Raw genomic sequence first — 24,840 nt, 5'->3', positions numbered from 1 at the left:
ATGGCTATAAAAGTTGTGTAATCTGTGTATGTTGTCGTATATTTTAAGTCAAATACCAAGGAGGCTTACTACCGAATGATTCGCATTGGCAAAATCAGCTATTGGCACGTTCATGCAGAAGATTACACGAAGCAGGCACTAGAGCATCCCGAGACGGAGCTGGCCGCGATCTGGGATGAACTTCCCGAACGCGGGCAGGCCAAAGCGGCGCAGTACGGAGTACCGTATTATGCCTCGCTGGATGAGATGCTCGCGCAGGACGACATCGATGCGGTCATCGTGGATGCACCAACGAATATGCATCGCGAGGTCATGGTGAAGGCGGCGGAGGCGGGCAAGCATATTTTCACGGAGAAAGTGATCGCTCCTACGGCGAAGGAAGTATCGGACATTCTTGCTGCGGTTCGAAAAGCAGGGGTGAAGCTGATGGTTTCCCTGCCGCGCCTGTACGACGGCTATACGCAGACGATTGACCGCGTGCTTCAAGGCGGCAAGCTCGGCAAGCTAACCATGGCGCGAGTGCGGCTGTCGCATAACGGCGCGACCGCGAACTGGCTGCCCGAGCACTTCTTCTCGAAGGAGCAGTGCGGCGGCGGCGCCCTCATTGACTTGGGTTGCCATCCGATGTACCTGGTACGGCGTTTTTTGGGTATGCCCGAAAGTGTAAGTGCGAATTTCGGTTATGTGACGGGCAAGGAAGTCGAAGACAATGCCGTAGCCATCCTGCGTTATGCGGAAGGCGCGCTTGGCATCGCCGAAGCGGGCTTCGTGAACAGCCACTCGCCGTTCTCCATCGAGCTTCACGGAACGGAAGGCACGCTGCTGTACGGGTTCCCGGATGAGGTTCCTGTCGTTCGTTACAACGGCGGGAGCGGACAATGGGAGAAGCTGGCGCTGGAGGACCGATTACCTTATGCGTTCAGCCAATGGGTGGAACATATCAAGCAAGGCACCGAGGCGACGGAAAACATCGCAGCGGCTGTCGATCTGACCAAACTCATGGAAGCTGCGAATCGCTCAGTGGCGGAAGGCCGCCCGATCCGGATCGACGAGCTGGCGGAATAATAACGGATTATCATCGAAGGAAAAGAGGGATCAAGATGCGGGCAGATCATCGCGAATCGACAGGGAAGAAGCCGGTTGACCGTAAAGCGGCGGGGAGCGCAAGTCCTTTTCCGTACGCCAGAATGGCGGAAAGGCAGGATGCACTCGACCGGCTGGAGCTGCAATTCCGCTGGGGTGGTTACGGAATTCGCGTGCTGCGCTGCCATCTGGCCTCGTTTCCTCCTGGACATATCATTCAATTTCATAAGCACTCGGGCTATGAATTCCATTATATTCCGAAAGGCAAGGGCAAAGTGATTCTCGTTGACCAGACTTATGATCTCCACGAGGGGCTATTCTATTTGACCGGACCGGATCTGGTGCATTACCAGGAATCGGACCCGGAAGATCCGATGTATGAGCTTTGTCTTCATTTGGAGATCGAGCCGCTGGAGGCGGACGCCCAGCCCGGCGGCTGGGGAGACGAGTTGGAGGCAGCGGAGGCGGAGGAGTGCATCACCTCGTTGGATCGTTTGCCCATCGCACCGGTCGTTGACCGGTTCCATGCGATGAGCGGTTTTCTGGAGGCGTACCGTATTTTGGAGGAGCAGCCGATCGGCTTCTACACGCTGCTGAAGCAGGAAATCGTGCAGATTTTGCTGCGCACCGTTCGCGTGCTGGACCGGGCCGACGACAGAAGGGGAATTCCAGAACGGGATATGAGCTTCCATCGCTACAAGTTGGCCACGCAATACATTCAGGACAACGAGAGCATGCCGATCTCGCTGGAGCAGGTTGCGGAGGCAATCGGGATCAGCCCGCGGCAGCTTCAGCGGATCTTCCGCAGTGAAGGGAGAACGACGTTCCGCGATTATTTGGAGCATACCCGGCTGACTGCGATCTGTTCGGATCTGCTCCTTACGGACAAAGCGATTGAGGAGATCGCCATTGCCCACGGTTTCGCGAATCCCAATTATCTGTATCCGGTGTTCAAGAGCAAGTACGAAGTGACGCCAAGCGCGTACCGCAAAATGCATGCGGGCGAGCATTCGGCGCCCCATTCCAAACGAGAGAAGGAAGCGAGCATATGAGTAAACAATTGCGTATCGGCATTATTGGAAGCGGCGGAATTGCCAAAGCCCACGTAGCGGCTTACCGGAAGCTTCCGTTCGTAGAGATCGTGGCAGTCGCCGACGTGATTCCGGGCAAAGCCGCGGATTTCGTGGAGGCGCTGCAATTGGTTGGCGCAGCAGCCTATGACGGCCATCGCAAGCTGCTCGAGCAAGAGTTGGATGCCGTCAGCATCTGTACGCCAAACGTCTCGCACCATGAGACAACGGTCGATTCGCTGAAGGCGGGCAAGCAAGTGCTGCTGGAGAAGCCGATGTCCGTCACGTTGGCGGAGGCGCTGGAAATGACCCAGGTTGCGCGCGACACCGGCAACATGTTGTCCATCGGGTTCCAGCCCCGCTATGACCCGAATATGAAGCTGCTGCAGGAAATTGTGCAATCCGGGCGTTTAGGCAAGGTCTACTACGCCGAGACGGGCGGCGGCCGTCGGCGTGGCATGCCGGGAGGCACGTTTATCAGCAAGAAGCTGGCGGGAGCCGGGGCGATGGCAGACATCGGCTGCTATTCGCTGGACATGGCGCTGAATACGCTGGGGTATCCTCGTCCGCTTTCGGTATCTGCTTTTACGTCGAACCATTTTGGCCGTAACCCGCTCTATCATCCTGAAGCGTCCAGATTCGAGGTAGAGGACTTTGGCGTGGCGATGGTTCGCTTCGAGAACGATCTTGTGTTGCAGTTCAAAATCTCTTGGGCGATGCACATGGACACGTTAGGCGCAACGATGTTCCTTGGTACCGATGCGGGGCTCAAAATCACGCCGGCAGGCAGCGGTCCATGGTCCGGCGTATGGGACGGCTCGGTAGGTTCAGTTACGCTGTACCACGACGAATACGGCCGTAACACCCAGACCCCGATTCCACTCATCGAGCACAAATTGAACCTGTTCGACGAGAAGGTCCGAGACTTCGCAGAAGCGGTTCGCGACGGTCGTCCTGCGCCGATCCCCGGCGAGCAAATTTTGATCCAACAGGCGATTATCGACGGCGTGCTGCGTTCCGCTGAATTGGGCCGCGAGGTGTCTGTAGAACTGCCGCGAAATGATTAATCTATCATCGATATAAAGCATATCTCAACAGTCCCTGCGCTTCTTGGCAGGGGCTGTTTATGTTATGTCCCAGAAATGAGGGGGGAGGCAGGATTCAAGAGACTTCTTGTCGAACTATAGAACTATATAAGGGATTTTATGGAAAAGGAGGGATATATATGATTGCAAATCGATCTTTTATCTAACATATCGTGAAAACTATGAAAATTTAACATTCGATTTACAATGATATAAGCCATCTTTCATTTCATCTATGTTAGAATAAGTGACAAATTAGGGGTTCAGGAGGATGCGGATGTGGACTTATCTGATTCGCCGTGCCATTTTATTCGGTGATTGTGTTATTTATCGTCATGAGCGTATGTTTTTGTGCGATGCGCCTGATGCCAGGGAATATGTGGACCCTTAGCATTGGGATGACCGAAGAGCAAATTCAATATGCGAACGAACAGAAGCATCTCTTTGGTCTGGACTTGCCGATCTACCAGCAATATTTCCGGTGGATCAATGACCTTCTGCGTGGAAACTTTGGTCTGGATTATTATCACACACCGATTAGTAGTTATATCTGGGGATATTTCTGGAATAGCTTTTACTTATTGGGTACGTCATTTCTCATTGCTTTGATGATCGCTATTCCGTGGGGAATCTATAACAGCAGACGGCAGGATGGGCTATCGGATAAACTTGGCCTGATCCTAAGCCTGGTTGGGTACAGCATTCCCGCGTTTGTGCTGGGGCATTGGCTGCAGGAGATTTTTGCCTTCAAATTGTTTTGGTTCCCGCCAAGCAGCATGCATACCCCGAACAAAAAAGGAGAGCTGGACGACCTCATCTACCACATGGTACTCCCGGTTGCTACAGTCACGATCGGATTGATTGCTTATTATATGAAAATGGTCCGCACCAGCCTGATCGAGGTGCTGCCTTCTGAATTTCTGAATCTGGCTCGCGCCAAAGGGGCTTCGGAACGAAGAGTCACCTATCGACATGCGTTAAGAGTTGGTTTAATCCCCGTCATTACCATCATCATGCTGGATTTACCGACCCTGATTTCGGGTGCCGCGGTGGTAGAGAACGTTTTAACTGGGAGGGTCTAGGAAGCTTGGCGGTCTATTCTGCGCAATCCCGGAATTATCCCTTGCTTCTTGTGATCATCCTGATTATCTCCGCCTTTGTAGTGGTCGCCAACTTTCTGGCGGACTTGCTCTACACGATCGTTGATCCTCGGGTGAAGATCCATCGAAAGGGCATCCTGCGGCAATGATCAGCCGGAAGGCAACGAGCTGTTCAAGCGCTGCATGAACTCCCGCGGCGATATGCCCTCTACTTTTTTGAACACTTTGCTAAAATAAAACGCACTTTCATATCCCAGCTTTTGCGAGATTTCATAGATCCGGCCTTCCCCGCGAACCATCATTTCCTTGGCCGCCGCAATTTTCGTCTCCGTGACGTATTCCACGAAATTGATTTTGGTCGTTTTGGAGAACAGATGGCTTAAGTAATTGGGGCTGAAGTTAAAAACGTCCGCCACCTGATTTAAGGACAGCTTGCTGCTCAAATTCCGTTTCACATAGTCCTGCACGTTTCGGACGATTTGTTCTTTGTAGCTCTGCTTGCGGGAAGACAGGATTTCGCAGCAACCGTCCCGGAATTGCACGAGCCAATCGATCACACCTTGGGTGGTTTGCTTTTTATAGATCGCGCGGTACCCCTCCGGCTCGTTCTCGAAAATTTGCTCGACTACGTTCTCACCGTCTGCCAGCAAAGAGGTGGCCATATATAAAATATTGCAAGCCGCATCGGTAGCAGGCACAAGCAGCTCGGGCCGGCCGTTAAACCGGTCGATGAGATTCGTGATCATAGTATGCAATGCGTGGGTATCCAGCTCCTCAAAGGCGCGGCGGATCTCCGAGCGAGAGATGATGGCGTCTACTCCTGGGGAAGCCAGATGGGCCGCTTCGCTTTGGGTGAAGAAAACAAACGATTGCTGGTCAAGGGCAAAAGGCAGCGCCCGGCGGGCAGCCAGGTAGCTCTCGTGCAGCATGTACGGGTCCTCCACGGCATTCCCAACCGCGCCGATAATTTTCACGTTGAAATAGGAATGAAGAACCTCTGCCATATGGTGCAGGAGCTCCTCTACCTCCGGCATCCAACGCTGCGGGTCTGGATCCGAGAGGAGCAGCACAATCGCGAAGTTCCGTAAATCCAGGCTGGTCACGAAGCAGGGTCGCGACGACGCGAGCGTATCCTTGGCCATCTGCACCGTGCTGGAGCACAAAGCGACCAGCTTATCCCCGCGCGGGGGAACGCTCTCCGGCCCCTGAATCCGGCAAGAGCAGACGAGGTAGGCAGGAGCGGATAAATCCAGTTCGAGATCGTCTCTTTGCAGAAGGAACTGATTTTTGTTCTCGAACAGCTGATTAAACAGGCGGATAAAAAATTTATCACGCAGCGCATGCAAATTGCTGCGGTACAGCATACTGGGGTAGCTCTCTGCGGTTTTATATTCCCCCAGTATGGCTACGGCCTTCTGGACGGATTCGGCCAGGATCTGCGGGGTCAGCTCCAGCTTGACCAAATAATCCGCCGCCTGCAGATGAATGGCGCGACGCGCATATTCGAATTCCTCATAGCTCGTTAAGAAGATGAAGAGCGGAATCCGGCCATTTTTGCTGCGCACGGATTCGGCGACCTGCAGACCGGTTTTGACCGGCATCTTAATGTCGGAAATCACAAGGTCGGGACGCAGCGACTCGATCATCTCCTCAGCCTGGGCGCCGTTGTGGGCGATACCAACGATTTCGATCTGATAATCTTCCCATTTGAGCATGGACTGCAGGCCGATGCAGACAAGCGCCTCATCATCGGCAATCAGCAATTTAATCATACGATCACTTCCTTCCGGGGCTTACGATAACGACAAGTTGTAAAAGACGGAGGTCACGACTTCCGGTAAGGCAACAGCAAGTGCATTCTGGTAAATTCGTTTAGCTTGCTTTCGATGGAGAGACCGTATCGATCCCCAAAGGTCAGACGCAGACGGTCGTGTACGCTGCGGAGTCCGATATTTTCAAACAGGCCTTTGGAGCCGGGTTCTTCTTGCTTGGACAAGATCGCATCAATTTGGGCTTCACTCATCCCCACGCCGTTATCCTCAATCGTAATCCGCACGTCGTACCCGGTTTTGGCTACCATCACCGTAATGTTACCGCGTCCCTTCGGCTCGATCCCATGAAAAATCGCATTCTCCACCAGCGGCTGCAGCGTAAAGCGGGGAACTAGACTGGAAAGGAGCTCCTCGTCTTCAACAATCTGTTCCATTGTAATCGTACCGCCGTAGCGATATTTTTGAATGAGGAAATAGTCGTTCATCAAGCTAAGCTCTTCCCGCAGCGGAACCAGCTTGCGTTGATCCTTGGCGATGCTGCGCAGCAGCCGCGATAAGGAGGTGACCATTTCCGCGATTCCCGTAGCGTTCTGAATTGTAGCCATCCATCTGATCGAATTAAGTGTATTATAGAGAAAATGAGGGCTGATCTGGCTTTGCAGCATCCGATATTCCAGCTCCTGCTTCTGCTTCTCGTCCGCTACTCGGGATTCCATCAGCATCAAAATGTCTTGGGACAACCGGTTGATGCCGCGTCCCACATCCCCCAGCTCGCTGTTCCATTCGATATTCCGGTCGATAAAGAAATTGCCTTGCGCGATCTTATCGATCCGTTTCCGCAGCTTTTCCACGGGCAGGCTGATCGTGCGAGTTAAATACAACATTATAAAACCGCTTAATGCGATCACCAGCACGGATGCGCCAATCATCAGCAGCAGCCAAGCGTTCAGCTGCGGAGCAAATTGCTTCTTGTCCAGCGTCTGGGACAGCATAACGCCTTCCCGGACCGGATAGGACACGGAGATTTGACGTTCTCCGTCCTGCTCCATCCATTCGAGCTTGGTGAGCGCCCCGGTGGCCTCGCTTTTGTCGTACGGCAACACGGTGTAAGGGCTTTCGAGCGGCTGCACTTTGTCCCCTTCAATGCGGTATGTTTGGCTGCCGAGGGTAAGCAGCAATTCAGAGCCCTCCGGCAGACTGTATCCTTTTAGCTTATCGGTGATCACGGAGGTGTTAGCCAGAAGATAGACCGTCCCAATGCGTGCAGCCCGTTCACCGTAAATCGGCAGCACGATCGGGATGCCGCTGGAGCGGGAGAATGGGTCCTGGATCACGCGTTCCCAAGCTTCCTTCGCATCTGCGGACAGGCCGGGCAACTGGGTAATATTATGGATATTCAGCGGAACTGAAGCGCTTCCAGAATTGTCAACCTGAATAAACTTGTCTTGGTGATCCGTGATGATCAGGCGACGCACGTAGCTGTTGGACCGGTTAACCCGGAAGTCCTCCTGCATCGATAAGAAGACATTCAGCCTGTCTTTGGCGCTGGCGTCCGGCGAGATGAAATAGTTCTGAATCAGTTGATTGGTAGGCGAGTTCGTGCTGCTGGTTAAAGCCAAGGTGTTCAAGTTATTGAGATCTTGATCGATGATGTGAGAGACGAGCTGCAGGTTGAATTCCGTCGCCTGAATGGTCGTTTTACGCTGAAAATACGAGATCAGCTCATAGCTGAAAAAAGACAGAATCCCTGCGATCAGCAAGGCAAACATGGTCATGATCAGGATGATCCGGCTTTTGATAGTGGCTTTTCTTGCGCGCGTGTCGATCACCTCGTCCGGAGTAAGATCACTGCGAGTTTTTACCGATATAAACTACAATAACATGAGTTGACTTCATCAGCAGCGGCCCGGATCATAAACAACCATTTTTACATCTTTTGAGTATGATTTTACAGCTTTTCATCCGTTTCTTGAAGAAGCGAATAGAAAAGTGTAGGAAATGAACGCAAAAATGTATGCCCTTACATTTCGAATTTCGATACCATGTACCTAAGGATTCGGCGTTGCCGATCTGGAAAACAGGAGGAAAAGGGGTTTGAAGATGAGACGAAAGAAAGTATTCGGTATTACCTTGGCGGCCGTTCTCCTTATGGGTCTGCTGGCAGGCTGTTCCGGCAACAACGGAAACTCGGGCAAAGCGAATACCACAGAGCCTCAAACGAACAATTCTGCAAGCGTTTCCAATGAGACGGGCGACAAGCCGGTCACGCTGAAATGGGCGCTGTGGGACTGGGAGGCAACCGCTTACTACCAGCCTTTGATCGACGCTTATAAGAAAGACCATCCGAACGTAACGATCGAATATGTTGACCTTGGCTCTACCGACTACATGACGATGCTCAGCACACAGCTCTCTGGCGGTGCAGCCCTGGATATTCTGACCATCAAGGACATACCGGGCTACGTCAACCTGGTGAAGCAGAACCACCTAGAGCCGCTCAAGAGCTTCATTGACACCCAAGGCATTGATACTTCCCTCTACGGCGGAACGGTTGAGCAAATTCAAATGAACGGCGATGTGTACGCGCTGCCTTTCCGCAGTGACTTCTGGGTCGTTTATTATAACAAGGACCTGTTTGATAAAGCCGGAGTTCCTTATCCAACCAACGATATGACGCTGGATCAATACGACGAGTTGGCCCGTAAATTGACGTCCGGCAGCGGCTCGGAAAAAGTATACGGCGCGCATTACCACACTTGGCGCAGTGCAGTTCAGTTGTTTGGCATCCTGGACGGAAAGAACACCATCGTGGATGGCAACTATCAATTCTTGAAACCGATTTACGAACGGATTCTGAAACAGCAAGACGACGGCATCGTGATGGACTACGCTACGTTAAAGACCTCCAGCACTCACTATTCCGGCGTATTCTACAATAATTCCGTTGCGATGATGAACATGGGCAGCTGGTTTATCGCTACGCAAATCGACAAGGTGAAGAGCGGTGAATCCCAGGCTACAAACTGGGGGATCGTGAAATATCCGCATCCGGACGGCGTACCCGCCGGGACAACGCTGGGAACGATTACTTCCCTGGCCGTGAACCAAAAGTCCGCCAACAAAGAAGCGGCTTTAGAATTCCTGAAATTCGTCACCGGTGAAGAAGGCGCAGCGGTGATCGCATCCACGGGTACGATTCCGGCGATCAAAAACGATGAAGTGGTCAACTCCATCGCTTCCATGGACGGCTTCCCGACGGACGAGAACAGCAAAGAAGCTTTGACGACCGAAAGAACCTATCTGGAAATGCCGCTGCATGAGAAGAGTGCGGACATCGATGTCATCCTGAACGAAGCACACGACAACATCATGACGAAAAATGCGACCATCGACGAAGGGTTGGCAGATATGGAGAAACGGGTGCAAGAGGTACTCAATAACTAATCGCTGATCTCGCAGGAGATTTTGATGCTGCCAGGGGCGGGCTTGAAAGCCCGCCTTTTTTTACCAAATGCTCTAGCACAAGTTGGTTTGGAGGAGAAATCATGCAGAATGAACCCGTGTTAGGAACCAAAGTGGTTAAAAGAAGCGCGTTATCCAAGAACGTCAAAGATCATTTGGTGGCGTACAGCTTTATTGCCCCCAACTTCATCGGCTTTGCCGTGTTTACGCTGGTGCCGATGGTTTATGCGTTTGTGCTCGCCTTTGTGAAATGGGACGGGGCCAACCCGATGGAGTACGTGGGGCTGCGCAATTTTTCCCGGTTGCTAAATGACAGCACCTTTCACAAAGCTTTCTGGAACACCATTATTTATACGATTGGCGTTGTGCCGTTAACGATGGTCTGTGCGCTGGCGCTGGCGATCCTGCTGAATCAGAAGCTGTTCGGCCGCAACTTTATGCGGACCGTGTTCTTCTTCCCCTATGTCGCTTCGCTGGTTGCCGTGGCAGCCGTTTGGAATTTCGTGTTCAGCCCTACGATGGGGCCGGTGAACAATCTGCTGCACGCGATCACCGGGATCCCGATTGAGGATTTGCCCCGCTGGGCCGCAGATAAAGATTGGGCGATGTTTACGGTCATTCTTTTTACAGTGTGGAAAAATATGGGTTACTACATGGTCATTTATTTGGCAGGTTTGCAGGGAGTAAATCCCGAGCTGTATGAAGCTGCCGAGCTGGACGGGGCGGGACCATGGAAAAGATTTGTCAACGTGACAATCCCGCAGCTGGCACCTACCACGTTCTTTGTACTGATGATCCTGATCATCAATTCGTTTAAAGTGTACGACATCTTTATCAACCTGTTTGCCGGTGCTGATAATCAGCTGAACAACTCGACCCGGGTACTTGTCTATCAAATCTATAATACCGCGTTCCGCTCGCTGGATTACGGGTACGCCAGCGCTATGGCGATCGTGCTGTTCCTGCTCGTTCTGGGGATCACCTTGATTCAATTTCAGGGCGAGAAGAAGTACGGACAATAGGAGGATGCAAAAATGACAGGAGCTAACAAACAAGTCAAAGTCGTTGCCAAGATTTTTGCGTACCTGGTGCTCGCGGTCGTTGTGCTGTGCATGCTTGTTCCCTATGCGTGGATGCTGTCTTCCTCGCTTAAATTAAATAAGGATGTGTTCTCGTTCCCGATGCAGTGGATCCCGGATGCTCCAAGGTGGCAGAACTACGTGGAAATCTGGACGCGGATCCCGCTCGGCCGGTTTATATACAACACGGCGAAGCTGTCGGTGATCGTTACTTTGCTTCAGCTGCTGACTTCCAGCTTTGCGGCGTATGCTTTCTCGAAGCTGCGGTTCAAAGGGAGACATGCGCTGTTTCTTGGCTATATTGCCACCATCGCCATTCCGTGGCAAGCGTATATGGTTCCGCAGTTTATCATGATGCGTTCCATGGGGCTAAACAACACCCATCTTGCGATTATTTTTCTGCAGGCGTTCTCGGCCTTTGGCGTGTTCTTGATGCGCCAGTTCTATCAAGGCATCCCGGATGAGCTCTGCGAAGCGGCGCGCATTGACGGATTAAACGAATACGGGATCTGGGCGAAAATCATGCTTCCGCTCTCGAAGCCGGCGCTGTCCACGCTGACGATCTTCACGTTCGTCAATACGTGGAACGATTTCCTCGGGCCGATGATTTACCTGACCAAGACGGAACTCAAAACGATCCAAATCGGGCTGCGGATGTTCATTACGCAGTATTCCGCTGAATATGGCTTAATTATGGCCGCCAGCGTCATTTCTATCATTCCGGTGCTGATCGTCTTCCTGGCGCTGCAAAAATATTTCGTGCAGGGCGTGGCCTCGTCCGGTATTAAGGGGTAATAGATCATGGTCCCGGATAAAAAGGAGTTGAGGAAATGAAAGTAACGGTTAATGCTCCGCTCCAAACGCGCAGCGATATGGTGAACGTTTTGGAAGAGCTGGTGCGTCCCCTTCGGCCGTTCTATAGCGAAGGCGGCGCCCGGCTTGTGCTTGGCAAGAGCGGGGTGTCCTACCCGGCGGCTGTAGCGGAGATGGAAGGGTTCTCCCGGGTGCTGTGGGGATTGGTGCCGCTGCTTGCCGGCGGCGGCAGCAGTGAGTTATGGGACGTCGTCCTGGACGGCATTCGCTGCGGCACGAACCCGGAGCATCAGGAGTATTGGGGCGAGGTTGGCGATTATGATCAACGGCTCGTGGAGATGGCGGTTTTTGGATTTGCACTGGCGTTGATCCCGGAACACATCTGGGAACCGCTTCGCCCGGAAGAGCGTGACCGGCTGTACAGCTGGCTGAATCAGATGAACCAGCATCCTTGTTACGATTGCAATTGGTTGTTCTTTAACGTACTGGTGAATGTGGGCTTCCGCAAAGCCGGCTTGCCTTACGATACGGAGCAGCTGGAGCGGAATTTGGACCGGCTGGACGCGTTTTATCTGGAGGACGGCTGGTACAGCGACGGTGTCGGGGGACACAGCGACTATTACGTCCCGTTTGCCTTTCACTATTACGGGCTGCTCTATGCGCGTATCATGGAAGAGGAAGATCCGCAGCGTTCGCAAGTGTATAAAGAGCGGGCCGCGTTGTTCGCCGACGATTTTCTCGCTTGGTTCGCCCCAGACGGGGCAGCGCTGCCGTACGGACGCAGCTTAACCTACCGTTTCGCCCAATCCGCTTTCTGGAGCGCACTGGCTTATGCCGGTGTGGACGTGTTGCCAATGGGGGTATTAAAGGGGCTGGTGCTGCGCAATTTGCGCTGGTGGTTAAGCCAGCCCATTCGCAGTTCCGAGGGGCTGCTTACGGTGGGTTACGCTTATCCAAACCTGGTGATGGCGGAGAACTACAATTCGCCCGGTTCGCCGTATTGGGCGCTGAAAGCGTTTCTGCCGCTGGCATTGCCGGAGGACCATCCGTTCTGGACGGCGGAGGAGCTGCCGCTGCCGGAGCTGCCGGCGCTGAAGGTCCAGCGCCCGGCGCATCTTGTGCTGGCCCGCGATCCTGCGACCGGTCATGTAGCGGCCTTCAACACCGGCCATCGCGGCACGAACGAGCACACCCATACCTCGGCCAAATACGAGAAACTTGTGTATTCCACCGGGTTCGGGTTTAGTGTGCCGCGCGCGGAGTGGGGCTTGTCCCAAGGCGCGTTTGACTCCATGCTGGCGCTCAGCGAAAAGGGAGATAACCTGTACCGGGTAAGACGCCGGAACTTGGACACGTCAATTCAGGATAACGTGCTGTATGCGTTATGGAAACCTTGGTCTGACGTAGAGGTGCGCTCCTGGATCGTTGCCGGACTCCCCTGGCATGTGCGGATTCATCGCATCGAGACGAAACGACCGCTCGACATCGCGGAGGGAGGATTCGCGCTGGGGGTGGAAACGGAGTTGACGGAGTGGATCGAGGGGACGGAACGGACAGGGCTGGCGGAGCTAAAAGAGAAGAGTGGAGAGGGCCGGATCGCTGCGGGAGCAGCAAGCCCCTTTGGAGCCAGCGGGGTGCAAAGCTTGCTTGGCTTCGAATCGGTCGAGCTGATTCGCCCGAACGCCAATACCAATGTTCTGTATCCTCGCACCGTTCTTCCCACGCTCCTCGCTTCCCTGGAACCGGGGGTACACCTGCTCGCGTCGGCGGTTTACGGCGATCCGTCGCCGGGAGCCTCATGGCAACCAATTACGCTTGATGCGTTAAACCTCGCGATAGGAGAGCGGGAGATCGTGATAACGACCTGCTCGGGGAACGAAATCCGTATTGAGCTGGCTTAGTCAACGCCGCTGTTTTGGGCTGCGGTGGAAGGAGGAATGCTGATGAACGTTCGCGAGGGCTGGGAGCAGCTGGCCGAAAGCCTGATCCCTTTGAAGGCTGATGATTACTATCCGCACGGCAGCGGGCTGGCGTTTTGGGAATCGCTGCGCGAGGCGCCGGAGGCCCGGGCCGAGCTTGAAGTGATCCGGAGTGAGGGGGAGCGGCTGCTGAAGTCCCCAGCGGAAGAGCTGACCTATTCGTTGTTTTCTTTATTTGCCGTTCAGGGTTCGCGGCTGGAGTATGAGCGGGTGTATTTTGAGAAGCGGCGGCGGCTGAACACCTTCGCCTTTCTGTCGCTGCTTGAACCGGAGTCGGCGGCGTACGAAGCGGCGCTGCGGGATGCCATCTGGGCGATCTGCAGCGAGTTTACCTGGTGCTTGCCCGCGCATGTGGATGCGAAGCGTCCGGTCTCGGAGACCATCGACCTGTTCTCGGCGGAGACGGGGTTTGCGCTAGCCGAGTTATCTTTGCTGCTAGGCACGCGTCTACCGGAGCTGCTGCGGGTGCGGATCGCCGAACTGGTGGATGAACGGTTGTTCCGGCCATTCCTTGAGAAAGGCCCTTACCATTGGGAGGAGCTGACGAACAACTGGTCGGCGGTTTGCGCTGGCTCGATTGGTTCGGCTGCGCTGCTGCTGATGACAGAACAGCGCGACCACGCCCGGCTGGCTCAGATTTTGGAGAAAACCGAGCGCAGCATGGGCTTCTATTTGCAAGGCTTCGGCGAGGATGGCGGTTGTCCGGAAGGGCTGGGATACTGGAACTACGGGTTTGGCTACTTTGTGTATTATGCCGACCTGCTGCTTAAGCGAAGCCGGGGGCAACGGGATTGGTTCAACGAGGACAAGGTACGGCGAATTGCCGAGTTCCAGCAAAAATGCTTTCTGGGCGGCCGGCTGGTCGCTAACTTCTCCGACGCGCAGCCATATGGGAGCGTCCAGCCCGGGCTGTCGCATTACCTTGCGAAGCGGTACGCGGAGGTGGAAGCTCCGCCTGCCTTGCTCCATGCGGATTACCGCGAGGATCACTGCAGCCGCTGGGCGCCGGCGCTGCGCAACCTGATTTGGCGGGACTGCAAGGCGGCAGGCACGGCGGAGTGGAGAGACGGCGACTTTGTGTTTGAGGACGCCGGCTGGTTGATCTCGCGCTTTACAACCGCAGGGGATACGTTTGGTTTTGCCGCAAAAGGCGGGCACAACGGTGAATCGCATAACCACAACGACCTGGGCCATTTCATGTTGGCGGGCGGAGGCGCGTTTTTCCTGTCCGATCTCGGGTGCGGGGAGTATACACGGGATTATTTTGGCGAGGGCAGGTATCGTTATGACTGTAACGGCTCACAGGGGCATTCCGTGCCGATCATCAACGGCTGCTTGCAGCGGGAGGGACGGGAAAGAGCAGCTTCGATGATTCGCTGCGACACGTCTGCGGAAGCGTGCGAGTTCACCTTGGAGCTGTCCGGCGCCTATGAGGACGAAAATCTGCAGTCCTTCAACCGAAGTTGGGTTTGGAACAAGACGGAGCTGCCTAGCTTGGCGCTTCGGGACGACTTCCGGTTTACGGAAGCGCCGGACAGTCTGACAGAGCGGTTTGTGAGCCCGATTCAGCCGGAGATGGCCAGCCCGGGGCTGCTTCGTTTCGTTCGAGGCCGGCTGGCGCTGGAGCTGTATTACGACCCGAATCAGCTGGAGGCGGAGATTAAGGCACGAACCTACCGGGATCATTACGGGAAGGATGCGGTTTGGTACGCGTTAGATTTTCGGGTCAAGCAGCCGGAAGCGGGTTTTGGCGTGGAGCTTCTGTTTAAATTCGCCCGGCAATAAGGAGAATGGAGGAACGAGGTCATATGCATATGGGAAACGAAAGGGCATGGGTGGAAGAGGCCTGGACGAAGTCGCTGGACAAAACGCTGCGGAACACGGCGAGAATTGGCTCCGGGTTTCCGCACGCCAGCAAAGGCGGGGTTTATGATCTGGCTGAGCCGGCCTGGTGGACAGCGGGCTTCTGGCCGGGTTTGCTGTGGCTGCTGTATGAGGGAAGCGGCCGGGAGGAATTGAAAGCGCTGGCACAAGAATGCGAGACCAAGCTGGATGAGGTGCTGGACGGCTACGTGCGGCTTGATCACGATCTGGGGTTTATGTGGACGCTGACCAGCATCGCTTCCTATAAGCTGACGGGGAGTGAAACCTCACGGCTGCGGGCACTGAAGGCGGCGAACTATTTGGCGGCGCGCTTTAATCTGAAGGGGCGCTATATTCGGGCCTGGAATCCGTGGAAGGAAGGGGAGCGGAATGAAGGCTGGGCGATCATCGATTGCTGCATGAACCTGCCGCTGTTATTCTGGGCGTCCCGGGAGAGCGGCGATCCCCGATTCGCGCATGTCGCTGAAGCGCATTTGGACACCGTGCTCCATCATTTTGTTCGCGACGACGGCTCGGTCTATCATATCGTGGTCTTTGACCCGGTCACAGGCGAGCGGGTTGGGCCGCAAGGCGGCCAAGGCTACGCGCCGGAGTCGGCCTGGTCGCGCGGGGCTGCCTGGGCGATCTACGGCTTGACGCTGGGCTTCCACCACACCGGTAAGCCGGAGTATCTGTCCGCTGCGCAGCGGGTCGCGGATTTCTTCCTTGATCAACTGCCGGATGATCAGGTGCCGGCTTGGGATTTCCGCGCACCGGAAGAGCTGCGTGAGCTGCGGGACTCGTCAGCCGGTGCTTGTGCGGCCAGCGGGCTGTTGCTGCTGGCAGAGAAGCTTGGCGGTGAAGGAACAGCTGCCGCAAAGTATCGTGAAGCCGGTGAACGCATCCTGAAGTCGCTGTACGAAAATTACGGCGCATGGGACGACCCGGGGGAAGAAGGGTTGATCCTGCACGGGACGAGCAACTATCCGCAAGGGACAAACATCGATGTTCCGCTGATCTACGGCGATTATTTCTTTGTGGAAGGGCTCGCCCGGCTGAAGAGCGGCGGGCCGACGTATTGGGAATGAGGCGGACGCAGATATGAAAACAGGGTTGCTATACAATCGCATCTGATAGCGATTGGAGCAACCCTGTTTATTTTTTCTATGCCTATTTCTCCACATAAAACACTTCCGCGCTTGGATGCTCACCATAGTTCCCGAAGCCCTTGCCGAATAACGTCAAACCGCCTGGATAACGGGCGTCCGGCTCCACGGATAGACGCAGCGTCCATTGCTTCTGCCGAATGTCAATGTCGTGAAGGGTGACGTCGGACATCTTCAAGCCGTCCATATACGTCCCGTCCAACGTAATTCGTAGACGTTTCAGCAGGCCATATTGATTCGCCTGTCTTGGCCACCACTCAGGGGTATATTTTCCAGGCAGCTCTCCGTAATCGCCAGGGCTCGTCCAGATGCCCAAAAGCTTGCCGTTTAAGGTAAACGTAATATCCGATGGATAATCGTCCTTCGTTCCCGGGGCTTCGGACGCGATTTCCATCGTAAAGACCAGCTCCTCGGGCTTCTGGGAGGACAGCAAGTAATTGGGGGATTTGTATTCGATATATCCCGTACCAAACCATAGAATCGCAGCATGAATCCGTTCCGGGTCCCAGAAGTACCGGGGATCGTCAAAGCTGCCGATGATTTTGTCAGTTGTTGCAATGCCGCAGGTTGGCTCGATGTGAAAATCGGAGTAATGGCCAACCGGGATTTCAACCCGGTGGCTTTTGCGCTCGACTGCCGTTTGGGCAGGAAACTGAATTTCTGCGCCGGAGACAGCGAGTGAACAAATCTTCTGCAAACCGCTCTTGCCAGGCGCCATATGGGTGGCGACGAGACCGCATTCAGACAGCTTGCGCACATGCATGGTCATGATCGCGCTGGACAGCCCGACCGCAGCGGCTAACTCCTTAATGTTCATCGGGCGGTTGGCTAACAGACGCAGAATGTGCAGACGAACCGGGCTCGCCAGCGCCTCATACACGGGCAGCGATTGTTCAGATAAATCAAGTTTCATGATGCCTCCACCTCACCCGAATTTTAGTTAATCATTATATTAACGAAAAGTTATAAGTTTGACAAGCATCTTCCATGTCATTGATTAATCTTGGAAGTTTCATTGACGAGTTTGTGGTCAGACGCCTATAATATTAGTCGAATAGTTATTTAATTAATATTTATATTAACTAAGGAGTGAAATGACGGATGCCACTGCAAGGAGTGTTAAACGCCGATTCCGGCAAAGGAACGATTAACCGCAATATTTACGGTCATTTCTCTGAACATTTAGGCCGCTGTATTTACGAGGGGATTTGGGTTGGCGAGGATTCCCCGATTCCAAATACCCATGGCATTCGCAACGATGTTGTGGAAGCGCTTAAGCAAATCCGGATTCCGGTGTTGCGCTGGCCGGGCGGCTGCTTTGCCGATGAATATCACTGGAAGGACGGCATCGGTCCGAAGAAAGCGCGCAAGCGGATGGTGAATACCCATTGGGGCGGCGTGGTGGAAAATAACCATTTCGGGACCCACGAGTTTATGGAGCTTTGCCGGCAGCTGAGCTGCGAGCCCTACATCAACGGCAACCTTGGCAGCGGAACGGTCCAGGAAATGTCGGAGTGGGTAGAATATCTGACCTTTGACGGCGTATCGCCGATGGCGGAGCTGCGGGAGCAAAACGGACGCAAGGAGCCGTGGAAGGTGACTTATTTTGGCGTTGGCAACGAGAACTGGGGCTGCGGCGGCAATATGCGCCCGGAATATTATGCTGACGAGTACCGCCGGTATCAGACGTACGTCCGCAACTATGGGGATAATCGGATTCACCGGATCGCTTGCGGTCCAAACTCAGACGATTATAACTGGATGGACGTGCTGATGCGGGAAGCCGGACGGTTTATGGATTCCATCACGCTGCACTACTATACGCTGCCAACCGATAATTGGCAGGATAAAGGGCCGGCGACCGGGTTCGACGAGTCCGCCTGGTTTGCCACGCTGCAAAAAGCGCTTCGCATGGATGAGCTGATTACCCGCCACCGCACGATCATGGATAAATACGATCCGGAAGGCCGGGTCGGATTGATTGTGGATGAATGGGGCACCTGGTACAATGTGGAGCCGGGGACCAATCCGGGATTTTTGTATCAGCAAAATACGATGCGTGATGCGCTTGTCGCCGGGCTTACGCTGAACATTTTCCACAAACATAACGAGCGCGTGCGGATGGCAAATATCGCCCAGACCGTCAACGTGCTTCAGGCCGTCATCCTGACGGAAGGCGAGAAAATGATCTTGACCCCAACGTACCATGTATTCGATATGTATAAGGTTCACCAGGACGCCGAGCTGCTGGATCTGTCGCTGGAAACAGGCAGCTACAAGCTGGAGGGCAGCGAGATTCCGGCGGTGACCGCCACTGCGTCGCGGGATGCCGAAGGGAAGATCCATCTCAGCTTCTGTAACCTGCAGCCTCATGCGAATACACAGGTGACGATCGACATTCGGGGCTTGGCAGGCAGCAGCTTGGCGGTGACCGGCACCACGTTGACCGGCGATTCGATCGATGCCCATAATACGTTTGCGCAGCCGGAGGCCGTAAAGCCGCAGCCGTTTGAGTCGTTTCAACTGGATGGCGGCAAGCTGACGGTTGATTTGCCGGCTAAATCGGTGACGACGCTAGAACTGGCGGCGAGGGATTAACGTCGGATGGCGGATACGTCATGCAGAGTGTGCCGGGACGATTTCCGGGTGACGGAGGAGCAGATCCAACGTTTGTTGAAGACGACGGCGTTTGCGCCCGAGCGCAGGGTAAGCGAGGAGCAGTATCAGGATAGGCTGCGCGTTTGCGAAGCGTGTCCAAAGCTGATGGACGGGATGACCTGCACGGTCTGCGGTTGTATCATCCCGGTGGTCGCCTGGCTGAAGGAGCGGCATTGCCCGCTGCCGGGCGGCGGATTGTGGGCGAGCATCGAGGCATAACATGAAAGAGGCTTCGACTTTATGGCAGCAGGGTAGAACCTTGCTTGCGCGTAAAGGCGAAGCCCTTTTTTCGGATGGAGAGATATCGGTATGGGGGAGTTCAGGTCAGGCTATTTCGCCTCCTCCAACAGTTCCTTCGTATTGTTGCGCACGTTCCCAACGGCTGGGGATACGGGGTAAGCCCGCATTTTTGCGGCATCGTAAGGTTGAAGCAGCTTTAGCAGCGATCCCGTATCCGTGTTGTCCCGGGCCAGCCACTCGGCTTCATGTTCAGGTTGCAGGATCACGGGCATCCGGTTATGGATCTCAGCCATCAGCGAGTTGGGCTCCGTGGTGATGATCGTGCAGGTTGCCAGCTTGTTTCCTTGCGGATCGCTCCAGATGTCGTACAGGCCGGCAAAGGCGAAGGGGCTCCCGTCCTTCATGACGATCCGATAGGGCTGCTTGCCTCCGGCCCGCTGTTGCCATTCGTAGAATCCGTCAGCGGGGATGAGGCAGCGCCGGGTTGTCAGCAGCTTCCGAAACGCCGGTTTGTCCGGGAGCGACTCGGCGCGGGCGTTGATCATGCTGGCGCCGATCTTATCCTCCTTCGCCCAGAACGGCACCAGGCCCCAGCGCAGCTCGCCCAGCCGATTGCCCTGCTTGCCCGCAATGACGGCGGGGATGAATTGCATCGGCGCTACATTATAGTTCGGGGCGAATTTCGCCAGCCGGTTTTCCATGATGAGATACCGGACTATCAGTTCGTCCAGAGGAAGCGTAATCGTAAAACGGCCGCACATGGGGAGACCTCCATTGTATGGATCTATTCGTGGTATTCGTGATTCGTGGATTCACATTTTGTTGTATCCATTGTAATCGATTTGCTTACAGGCCTGCCAGCCCCGGGTCGATGTCTCTATCGATTCGGGGCTGCTTTGTTTAGCCGGAAGGAACTTCCGCCTAAGCTAAAGAATATGTATTTTTAGTAAAAAGACGACAAGCGGGGAGATCATCCATGGAACAAGTAGGTTTGGTGTTAGGCGGCGGGGCCGTACGGGGACTCGCTCATTTGGGCGTGTTGAAGGCGTTCGAACGGCACGGAATCCCGGTGGACGCGATCGTTGGTACAAGCATGGGCGGTGCGATCGGAGGCTTGTATGCTGCAGGCATTCCAGCAGAGGACATCGAGGACTTGCTGTATCACACGCCAAAATACCGGCTGATGGATCTAGGAATTCGCCAACGCGGGCTGATCGGCGGGAACAAAATCTACCAAACCGTCAACGATCTCTTGAGGCAACATGGGAAGGATGGGCTGAAGATTGAGGATTTCCCCATTCGGTTTAAGGCGGTTGCCGTGGATTTGATGCAAGGCAAACAGGTGATTTTGGATAAGGGCGATTTGGGAACGGCGCTGCGGGCAACGACGGCGTTTCCGGGGGTATTTGCTCCGCTGGTACGGGACGATCAGGTGCTGGTCGACGGCGGGGTGCTAAACAACTTGCCCGTCCAGGAGCTGAAGCGGAAGGATGTGGGACTGATAATTGCGGTGGATGTGACGCGCGAGCATGAGAAGAAGCCGCCCCGCAATATGATTGAGGTCGTTTACCGCTCTTACAGTTTGATGACCGCCGAACGGAAGCATACCAGCCTGCGGTTAGCGGATATCGTCATCCGACCGGATGTCGGTCATGTGTCCGCGTTTGATTTTTCCAAAATGGCCGATTGCATCAAGGCAGGGGAGGAAGCGGCTGAGGGCATGATGGATGAGCTCAAGGCTGAGGTGAAGCGGGTGAAGCCGGATTTCCTCTGAAGGAAGCTGGTGAATTCCGAATATTTGTTTTGACCGATTTAGAAGAACAAAAATGGGGGAGTTCCATGCGCTGCATCCGATACGACAACCATGGGCGACGCTGATTGCGATTGGGGCCAAACGGTTGGAAACGAGGAGCTGGAGAATTTTTAAGCTGATCTTCAGGTTTCTGTAATGTTCCTTTAAGAAACCGATGCTATTCTTTAGATACTCCCTCTTCTTTAATTGATATAGATATGAAGAAGCCACTCCGTACCAGGGGTGGCTTCTTCCATTTCCTTAGGCGTAAAAAAGCTAACGGAACGAGGAGACCTTATTTCTATTCCTACCAGGCTTAAAACAGATGTAACGGAACCAGATGACCTTATTTGGGCTATAGGCAGCGAATTCGCTGGTATTAGCATCAAATAAGGTCTTTAAGTTCCGTTACAGCGGGAAATCACCGGGAAATAGTACAATAAGGTCTCTGAGTTCCGTTACGGGTAAAGGTGATTACTTCAAATCCTCGATCGAGTTAATGTCCATGTAAACTGGAACGACCAGGCCGGTTTTGACGCCAGTCATGTTCGCGCCGAGATCCTCAACTTGTTCGCCGTATTTATCCCAATAATCCGCATGGGTGAGCGGCAGCCATGCGGCTGCAGTTGCATCAACGTCACCGCTGGCGACACCGGTCCACATTGGACCCGCTTCGACTTGGAGGGACTCGACGTCATAACCCAGCTTGCTTTCGAGTACATATTCCAGCAGGTTGGTGCTGGCGATTTCCGAATCCCATGCCACATAGCTCAGCTTGAGTTTGTCGCCGTTCACCGGTGTCAAGCCTTCGGTCCAGCTGTCCACGCGGTCGGCATGGCTGTCTGCCCAGGCTTTGGCGGCTTCCGCCGGGTCCTGACCTTCCTGAATCGCCGTCATAATCTCGCCCATTTCATCCGAAGTCCACTCGAAGCGGTTGAGGAACTCATAGGCGGTCGGATGGTCTTCCTTCAAGCCTTTCCGCGCCAACGTGTGAATTTCTTCGGCTTCCCCGTAAACCTTCTGCGGATCCTCCAAATATTTCAGATCGTATTTGGAGAACATCCAGTGCGGGGTCCAGCCGGTAACAATGATCGGTTTTTCGGATTTCACCGCTTTGTCCAGCATCGCCGTCATGGCTGCGCCGGAGCCCTCAATCAGCTTCCAGCCGTCCAAGCCGTAGGTTTCGATCGCTTGACTTGTCGCCTTCATAATTCCAGCACCAGGGTCAATCCCGATGATTTCGTAGTTGACTTGCTCGCCGACGGCTCCGGCTGAGGTGTTGCCTCCGTTCGCCGAAGCATCCGGCGTGTTGTTGGCACCGCCGGCCGAAGGATTGTTCGCTTGCCCGCAGGCGGACAACGCCAACATGCTCACTAATCCTGCCAGTACCATCAACTTCCTCGTCTTCTTCAATTTCATCTCAATCTCCCCTTTGTGTTTTGGATTTAAACAGGTTTTGCGTAAAGCGGTCGAGCACGATGGCTAGGACAACCACGGCCAAACCGGCTTCAAAGCCTTGCCCGATCTTCAGTTGGGTGACCGCCCGGTAGACGGTGGCCCCGATGCCCTGCGCGCCGATCATGGAGGCGATGACGACCATCGAGAGCGACAGCATGATCGTTTGGTTAACCCCGGCCATCAACGTTGGCATGGCGAGCGGAAGCTCGACTTTAAACAGCTTCTGCCAGACCGTGGAGCCAAAGGCGTTCGCCGCTTCCGTCAACTCGCCGTTCACCTGCTTGATCCCAAGATAGGTGAGCCGGATCGTCGGCGGGATCGCGAAGATCACCGATGCGATAACCCCAGGGACCACCCCCAGGCTAAAAAAGGTTACAGCCGGCAGCAGATAAACGAATGCCGGCATCGTCTGCATAAAATCAAGTAGTGGCGAGATGACCCGATGGACCATTTTGCTGTAGGCGCTCCAGATGCCGATCGGAATCCCGAACAGGATCGAGATCAAGCCGGAGGTAATGACCAGGCCTAAGGTGTTCATGGTCTCGGTCCAATAGCCAAGGTTATCGATCAGCAGAAAACCGATTACGGTGAACAAGGTCAGCTGCCATTTTCCAATCAAATAAGCGATGATTCCGACGATGGCAATAAACAGCAGCGGATGCGGCAGCAGGAACAATCCGGCGAAAAAGTTAACGATGGTCTCAATCGTCATGGACAATCCGTCGAAAAATCCTCCAAGCGACCGCTCCATGGCGTCAACCAGCGATTCAATCCACTCGGCCAGCGGCAATTTCGGGATGAATTCCATCTGGGTTCACCTCCTCCTTCAGTTCATGATGTTCTCCGGCGAGGGCTCCCAGTACGGCGCCGCGTACGATAACGCCCAGCAAACGCTCCTGCTGGTCAACGACGGCCAGCGGAACCTTGGATGAGCTCATGACTTCAAATAGGTCACTCAGCACGGTATCCGGGGCCACGCGAGGGCCGTCCGTAATCAGAATTTCCTCCAGGCCGATGCCGGACTTGGCGGCACGGGATGCGTCTTCGGCTGTAATGACGCCCAGCAGGCGTTTGCCCCAGCCGATGACGAACAGGTTGGAGATGCCCCGTTCACGCATTAGTTCGAGGGCGACGCGAGGACCCTTATCCAACGTAACGGTTTCCGGCCGGCGCATGACGCGGGCTGCGGTCAGCACCTTGGACAGGTCCACGTCCTCGATGAACCGTTCTACATATCGGTTGGCCGGGTTCATCAGCATTTCTTCCGGCGTGCCGATTTGGACGAGCGCGCCATCCTTCATCAGGGCGATCCGGTCGCCAAGACGCAGAGCCTCATCCAAATCATGTGTAATGAAGACGATCGTCTTCTTCATCTTCTCCTGCAGCTCAAGCAGCTCATCTTGCATGTCACGACGAATGAGCGGGTCGAGAGCACTGAACGCTTCGTCCATCAACAGGATTTTCGGGTCATTGGCCAGCGCCCGGGCCAGGCCAACCCGCTGCTGCATACCGCCGCTCAGCTGATCCGGCATCTTCTGCTCCCAGCCTTGTAAGCCGACGAGCTCGAGGGCCTGCATCGCTTTGTCGCGGCGTTCTTTTTTGGCCACTTTCTGAATTTCCAGTCCGTATTCCACATTCTGCAGGACCGTGCGATGCGGGAATAAAGCAAACTTCTGGAACACCATGCTGATCGATTTACGCCGTACTTCGCGCAGTTCAGCTTTGTTCATTTTGCGGAGATCCCGTCCATGCAGCAGAATTTCCCCCGCAGTAGGTTCGATCAAACGATTCAACATCCGAACCAGTGTCGATTTGCCGCTCCCCGACAAGCCCATAATGACGAAAATTTCACCTTCATGGATGTCCAAGCTGACTTGGCCAACGCCGACAGTTACGCCTTTTTCCTTGAGCAGACGTTCTTTGGTATAGCCCTGCTTCAGCAATGGAATGGCCTGCTCAGCATGGGGACCAAATAACTTGCTAACATCTCGGACTTGTAATATTGGTTGATTCATAGATTCACTCCTTTTCTATAGCTTGAAGTTCCCCCTTCGATCTCGGCTTCGCTTAGAAAAATGCCCAGCGAGGCAATATCGCCATCAATCCGTGAGGTAAGTGTAACAAATGGAATGAAAATTACGCAAAGATGAAAACCGTACGTAAGGAACGTACAGAAAAAACTGAACATAACGAATCAACAGATAGCTCCGATATCCTCCC

Annotated in this window: 18 protein-coding genes and 2 pseudogenes; 13 read left to right on the top strand and 7 right to left on the bottom strand. The window is 54.3% G+C overall.

Annotation, left to right across the window (positions count from 1 at the left end):
• Nucleotides 1–75: 75 nt before the first annotated feature.
• The 4 genes and pseudogenes from M3G15_RS01745 to M3G15_RS01730 all read left to right on the top strand — a co-directional run bounded on the left by M3G15_RS01745 (nucleotide 76) and on the right by M3G15_RS01730 (nucleotide 4,487).
• On the top strand, nucleotides 76–1,065 hold the full coding sequence (locus M3G15_RS01745) for a Gfo/Idh/MocA family protein (RefSeq protein WP_260069893.1): 990 nt from the start codon (nucleotides 76–78) through the stop codon (nucleotides 1,063–1,065).
• Between the two features lie 35 nt (nucleotides 1,066–1,100).
• Nucleotides 1,101–2,135, top strand: a complete 1,035-nt coding sequence (locus M3G15_RS01740) for an AraC family transcriptional regulator (RefSeq protein ID WP_009226294.1) — start codon at nucleotides 1,101–1,103, stop codon at nucleotides 2,133–2,135.
• Entirely contained in the window at nucleotides 2,132–3,220 is a 1,089-nt protein-coding gene (locus M3G15_RS01735; protein WP_009226295.1) for a Gfo/Idh/MocA family protein, read from the top strand. Before M3G15_RS01740 ends, M3G15_RS01735 begins: the two co-directional genes overlap by 4 nt.
• A gap of 317 nt (nucleotides 3,221–3,537) precedes the next feature.
• Nucleotides 3,538–4,487, top strand: a pseudogene (locus tag M3G15_RS01730) (ABC transporter permease).
• Here M3G15_RS01730 and M3G15_RS01720 read toward each other — a convergent pair.
• Both M3G15_RS01720 and M3G15_RS01715 read right to left on the bottom strand, forming a co-directional pair.
• Complete coding sequence (locus tag M3G15_RS01720) at nucleotides 4,488–6,110, bottom strand: response regulator (RefSeq protein ID WP_260069891.1); 1,623 nt, start codon at nucleotides 6,108–6,110, stop codon at nucleotides 4,488–4,490.
• A 53-nt stretch (nucleotides 6,111–6,163) separates the two neighbouring features.
• Nucleotides 6,164–7,885 carry a cache domain-containing sensor histidine kinase gene (locus M3G15_RS01715; protein WP_260069890.1) on the bottom strand — a complete coding sequence of 574 codons (1,722 nt, stop codon included), beginning with the start codon at nucleotides 7,883–7,885 and terminating at the stop codon, nucleotides 6,164–6,166.
• A 325-nt stretch (nucleotides 7,886–8,210) separates the two neighbouring features.
• On the opposite strand from M3G15_RS01715, the gene M3G15_RS01710 reads away from it, so the two are divergent.
• The 6 genes from M3G15_RS01710 to M3G15_RS01685 all read left to right on the top strand — a co-directional run bounded on the left by M3G15_RS01710 (nucleotide 8,211) and on the right by M3G15_RS01685 (nucleotide 16,394).
• Nucleotides 8,211–9,554 carry an ABC transporter substrate-binding protein gene (locus M3G15_RS01710; RefSeq protein WP_260069912.1) on the top strand — a complete coding sequence of 448 codons (1,344 nt, stop codon included), beginning with the start codon at nucleotides 8,211–8,213 and terminating at the stop codon, nucleotides 9,552–9,554.
• 101 nt (nucleotides 9,555–9,655) lie between these two features.
• The gene (locus M3G15_RS01705; protein WP_260069889.1) at nucleotides 9,656–10,594 is read left to right on the top strand and encodes a carbohydrate ABC transporter permease; all 939 of its coding nucleotides are present in this window, start codon (nucleotides 9,656–9,658) and stop codon (nucleotides 10,592–10,594) included.
• Between the two features lie 12 nt (nucleotides 10,595–10,606).
• A complete protein-coding gene (locus tag M3G15_RS01700) occupies nucleotides 10,607–11,446 on the top strand; it encodes a carbohydrate ABC transporter permease (RefSeq protein ID WP_009226435.1) in 840 nt (279 codons plus the stop codon).
• Nucleotides 11,447–11,481: 35 nt separating this feature from the next.
• On the top strand, nucleotides 11,482–13,365 hold the full coding sequence (locus M3G15_RS01695; RefSeq protein ID WP_260069888.1) for a DUF2264 domain-containing protein: 1,884 nt from the start codon (nucleotides 11,482–11,484) through the stop codon (nucleotides 13,363–13,365).
• Nucleotides 13,366–13,407: 42 nt separating this feature from the next.
• On the top strand, nucleotides 13,408–15,228 hold the full coding sequence (locus M3G15_RS01690) for a heparinase II/III-family protein (RefSeq protein WP_260069887.1): 1,821 nt from the start codon (nucleotides 13,408–13,410) through the stop codon (nucleotides 15,226–15,228).
• A gap of 29 nt (nucleotides 15,229–15,257) precedes the next feature.
• Nucleotides 15,258–16,394, top strand: a complete 1,137-nt coding sequence (locus tag M3G15_RS01685) for a glycoside hydrolase family 88 protein (RefSeq protein ID WP_260069886.1) — start codon at nucleotides 15,258–15,260, stop codon at nucleotides 16,392–16,394.
• Between the two features lie 82 nt (nucleotides 16,395–16,476).
• Here M3G15_RS01685 and M3G15_RS01680 read toward each other — a convergent pair whose 3' ends face one another.
• Nucleotides 16,477–17,385 (bottom strand): ArsR/SmtB family transcription factor, encoded by a 909-nt coding sequence (locus M3G15_RS01680; protein WP_260069885.1) that lies wholly within the window; start codon nucleotides 17,383–17,385, stop codon nucleotides 16,477–16,479.
• Between the two features lie 188 nt (nucleotides 17,386–17,573).
• Here M3G15_RS01680 and M3G15_RS01675 point away from each other — a divergent pair, with 188 nt between their 5' ends.
• A complete protein-coding gene (locus tag M3G15_RS01675) occupies nucleotides 17,574–19,070 on the top strand; it encodes an alpha-N-arabinofuranosidase (RefSeq protein WP_260069884.1) in 1,497 nt (498 codons plus the stop codon).
• Between the two features lie 6 nt (nucleotides 19,071–19,076).
• Nucleotides 19,077–19,349: a DUF6171 family protein gene (locus tag M3G15_RS01670; RefSeq protein WP_260069883.1), complete on the top strand. Its 273-nt coding sequence runs from the start codon at nucleotides 19,077–19,079 to the stop codon at nucleotides 19,347–19,349.
• 110 nt (nucleotides 19,350–19,459) lie between these two features.
• On the opposite strand, the gene M3G15_RS01665 is transcribed toward M3G15_RS01670, so the two are convergent.
• Nucleotides 19,460–20,131: an SOS response-associated peptidase gene (locus tag M3G15_RS01665; RefSeq protein ID WP_009226442.1), complete on the bottom strand. Its 672-nt coding sequence runs from the start codon at nucleotides 20,129–20,131 to the stop codon at nucleotides 19,460–19,462.
• 215 nt (nucleotides 20,132–20,346) lie between these two features.
• Here M3G15_RS01665 and M3G15_RS01660 point away from each other — a divergent pair, with 215 nt between their 5' ends.
• Nucleotides 20,347–21,144 carry a patatin-like phospholipase family protein gene (locus tag M3G15_RS01660; RefSeq protein ID WP_009226443.1) on the top strand — a complete coding sequence of 266 codons (798 nt, stop codon included), beginning with the start codon at nucleotides 20,347–20,349 and terminating at the stop codon, nucleotides 21,142–21,144.
• 492 nt (nucleotides 21,145–21,636) lie between these two features.
• Here M3G15_RS01660 and M3G15_RS01655 read toward each other — a convergent pair whose 3' ends face one another.
• From M3G15_RS01655 to M3G15_RS01645, 3 genes and pseudogenes are all read right to left on the bottom strand, one after another.
• Nucleotides 21,637–22,581, bottom strand: coding sequence for a glycine betaine ABC transporter substrate-binding protein (locus M3G15_RS01655; RefSeq protein ID WP_009226444.1), 945 nt, complete (start codon nucleotides 22,579–22,581; stop codon nucleotides 21,637–21,639).
• A 15-nt stretch (nucleotides 22,582–22,596) separates the two neighbouring features.
• A pseudogene (locus M3G15_RS01650) lies at nucleotides 22,597–23,428 on the bottom strand (ABC transporter permease); the annotation flags it as partial.
• Entirely contained in the window at nucleotides 23,388–24,635 is a 1,248-nt protein-coding gene (locus tag M3G15_RS01645; protein WP_260069882.1) for a quaternary amine ABC transporter ATP-binding protein, read from the bottom strand. The pseudogene M3G15_RS01650 and the gene M3G15_RS01645, both read right to left, overlap by 41 nt.
• Between the last annotated feature and the right edge of the window lie 205 nt (nucleotides 24,636–24,840).

The sequence above is a fragment of the Paenibacillus sp. p3-SID1389 genome (genome assembly GCF_025151705.1).
GTDB classification, from domain to species: domain Bacteria; phylum Bacillota; class Bacilli; order Paenibacillales; family Paenibacillaceae; genus Fontibacillus; species Fontibacillus phoenicis.
The sequence above is the reverse complement of the archived record's forward strand: the minus strand, read 5'-3'. Positions and strand labels throughout refer to the sequence as shown.

Coding starts and splice junctions, on each gene's coding strand:
- M3G15_RS01645 (WP_260069882.1), bottom strand. CDS start 24,635: ATGAATCAACCAATATTACAAGTCCGAGATGTTAGCAAGTTATTTGGT.
- M3G15_RS01685 (WP_260069886.1), top strand. CDS start 15,258: ATGGGAAACGAAAGGGCATGGGTGGAAGAGGCCTGGACGAAGTCGCTG.
- M3G15_RS01670 (WP_260069883.1), top strand. CDS start 19,077: ATGGCGGATACGTCATGCAGAGTGTGCCGGGACGATTTCCGGGTGACG.
- M3G15_RS01700 (WP_009226435.1), top strand. CDS start 10,607: ATGACAGGAGCTAACAAACAAGTCAAAGTCGTTGCCAAGATTTTTGCG.
- M3G15_RS01705 (WP_260069889.1), top strand. CDS start 9,656: ATGCAGAATGAACCCGTGTTAGGAACCAAAGTGGTTAAAAGAAGCGCG.
- M3G15_RS01655 (WP_009226444.1), bottom strand. CDS start 22,581: ATGAAATTGAAGAAGACGAGGAAGTTGATGGTACTGGCAGGATTAGTG.
- M3G15_RS01660 (WP_009226443.1), top strand. CDS start 20,347: ATGGAACAAGTAGGTTTGGTGTTAGGCGGCGGGGCCGTACGGGGACTC.
- M3G15_RS01695 (WP_260069888.1), top strand. CDS start 11,482: ATGAAAGTAACGGTTAATGCTCCGCTCCAAACGCGCAGCGATATGGTG.
- M3G15_RS01720 (WP_260069891.1), bottom strand. CDS start 6,110: ATGATTAAATTGCTGATTGCCGATGATGAGGCGCTTGTCTGCATCGGC.
- M3G15_RS01710 (WP_260069912.1), top strand. CDS start 8,211: ATGAGACGAAAGAAAGTATTCGGTATTACCTTGGCGGCCGTTCTCCTT.
- M3G15_RS01740 (WP_009226294.1), top strand. CDS start 1,101: ATGCGGGCAGATCATCGCGAATCGACAGGGAAGAAGCCGGTTGACCGT.
- M3G15_RS01715 (WP_260069890.1), bottom strand. CDS start 7,885: ATGACCATGTTTGCCTTGCTGATCGCAGGGATTCTGTCTTTTTTCAGC.
- M3G15_RS01665 (WP_009226442.1), bottom strand. CDS start 20,131: ATGTGCGGCCGTTTTACGATTACGCTTCCTCTGGACGAACTGATAGTC.
- M3G15_RS01680 (WP_260069885.1), bottom strand. CDS start 17,385: ATGAAACTTGATTTATCTGAACAATCGCTGCCCGTGTATGAGGCGCTG.
- M3G15_RS01735 (WP_009226295.1), top strand. CDS start 2,132: ATGAGTAAACAATTGCGTATCGGCATTATTGGAAGCGGCGGAATTGCC.
- M3G15_RS01745 (WP_260069893.1), top strand. CDS start 76: ATGATTCGCATTGGCAAAATCAGCTATTGGCACGTTCATGCAGAAGAT.
- M3G15_RS01675 (WP_260069884.1), top strand. CDS start 17,574: ATGCCACTGCAAGGAGTGTTAAACGCCGATTCCGGCAAAGGAACGATT.
- M3G15_RS01690 (WP_260069887.1), top strand. CDS start 13,408: ATGAACGTTCGCGAGGGCTGGGAGCAGCTGGCCGAAAGCCTGATCCCT.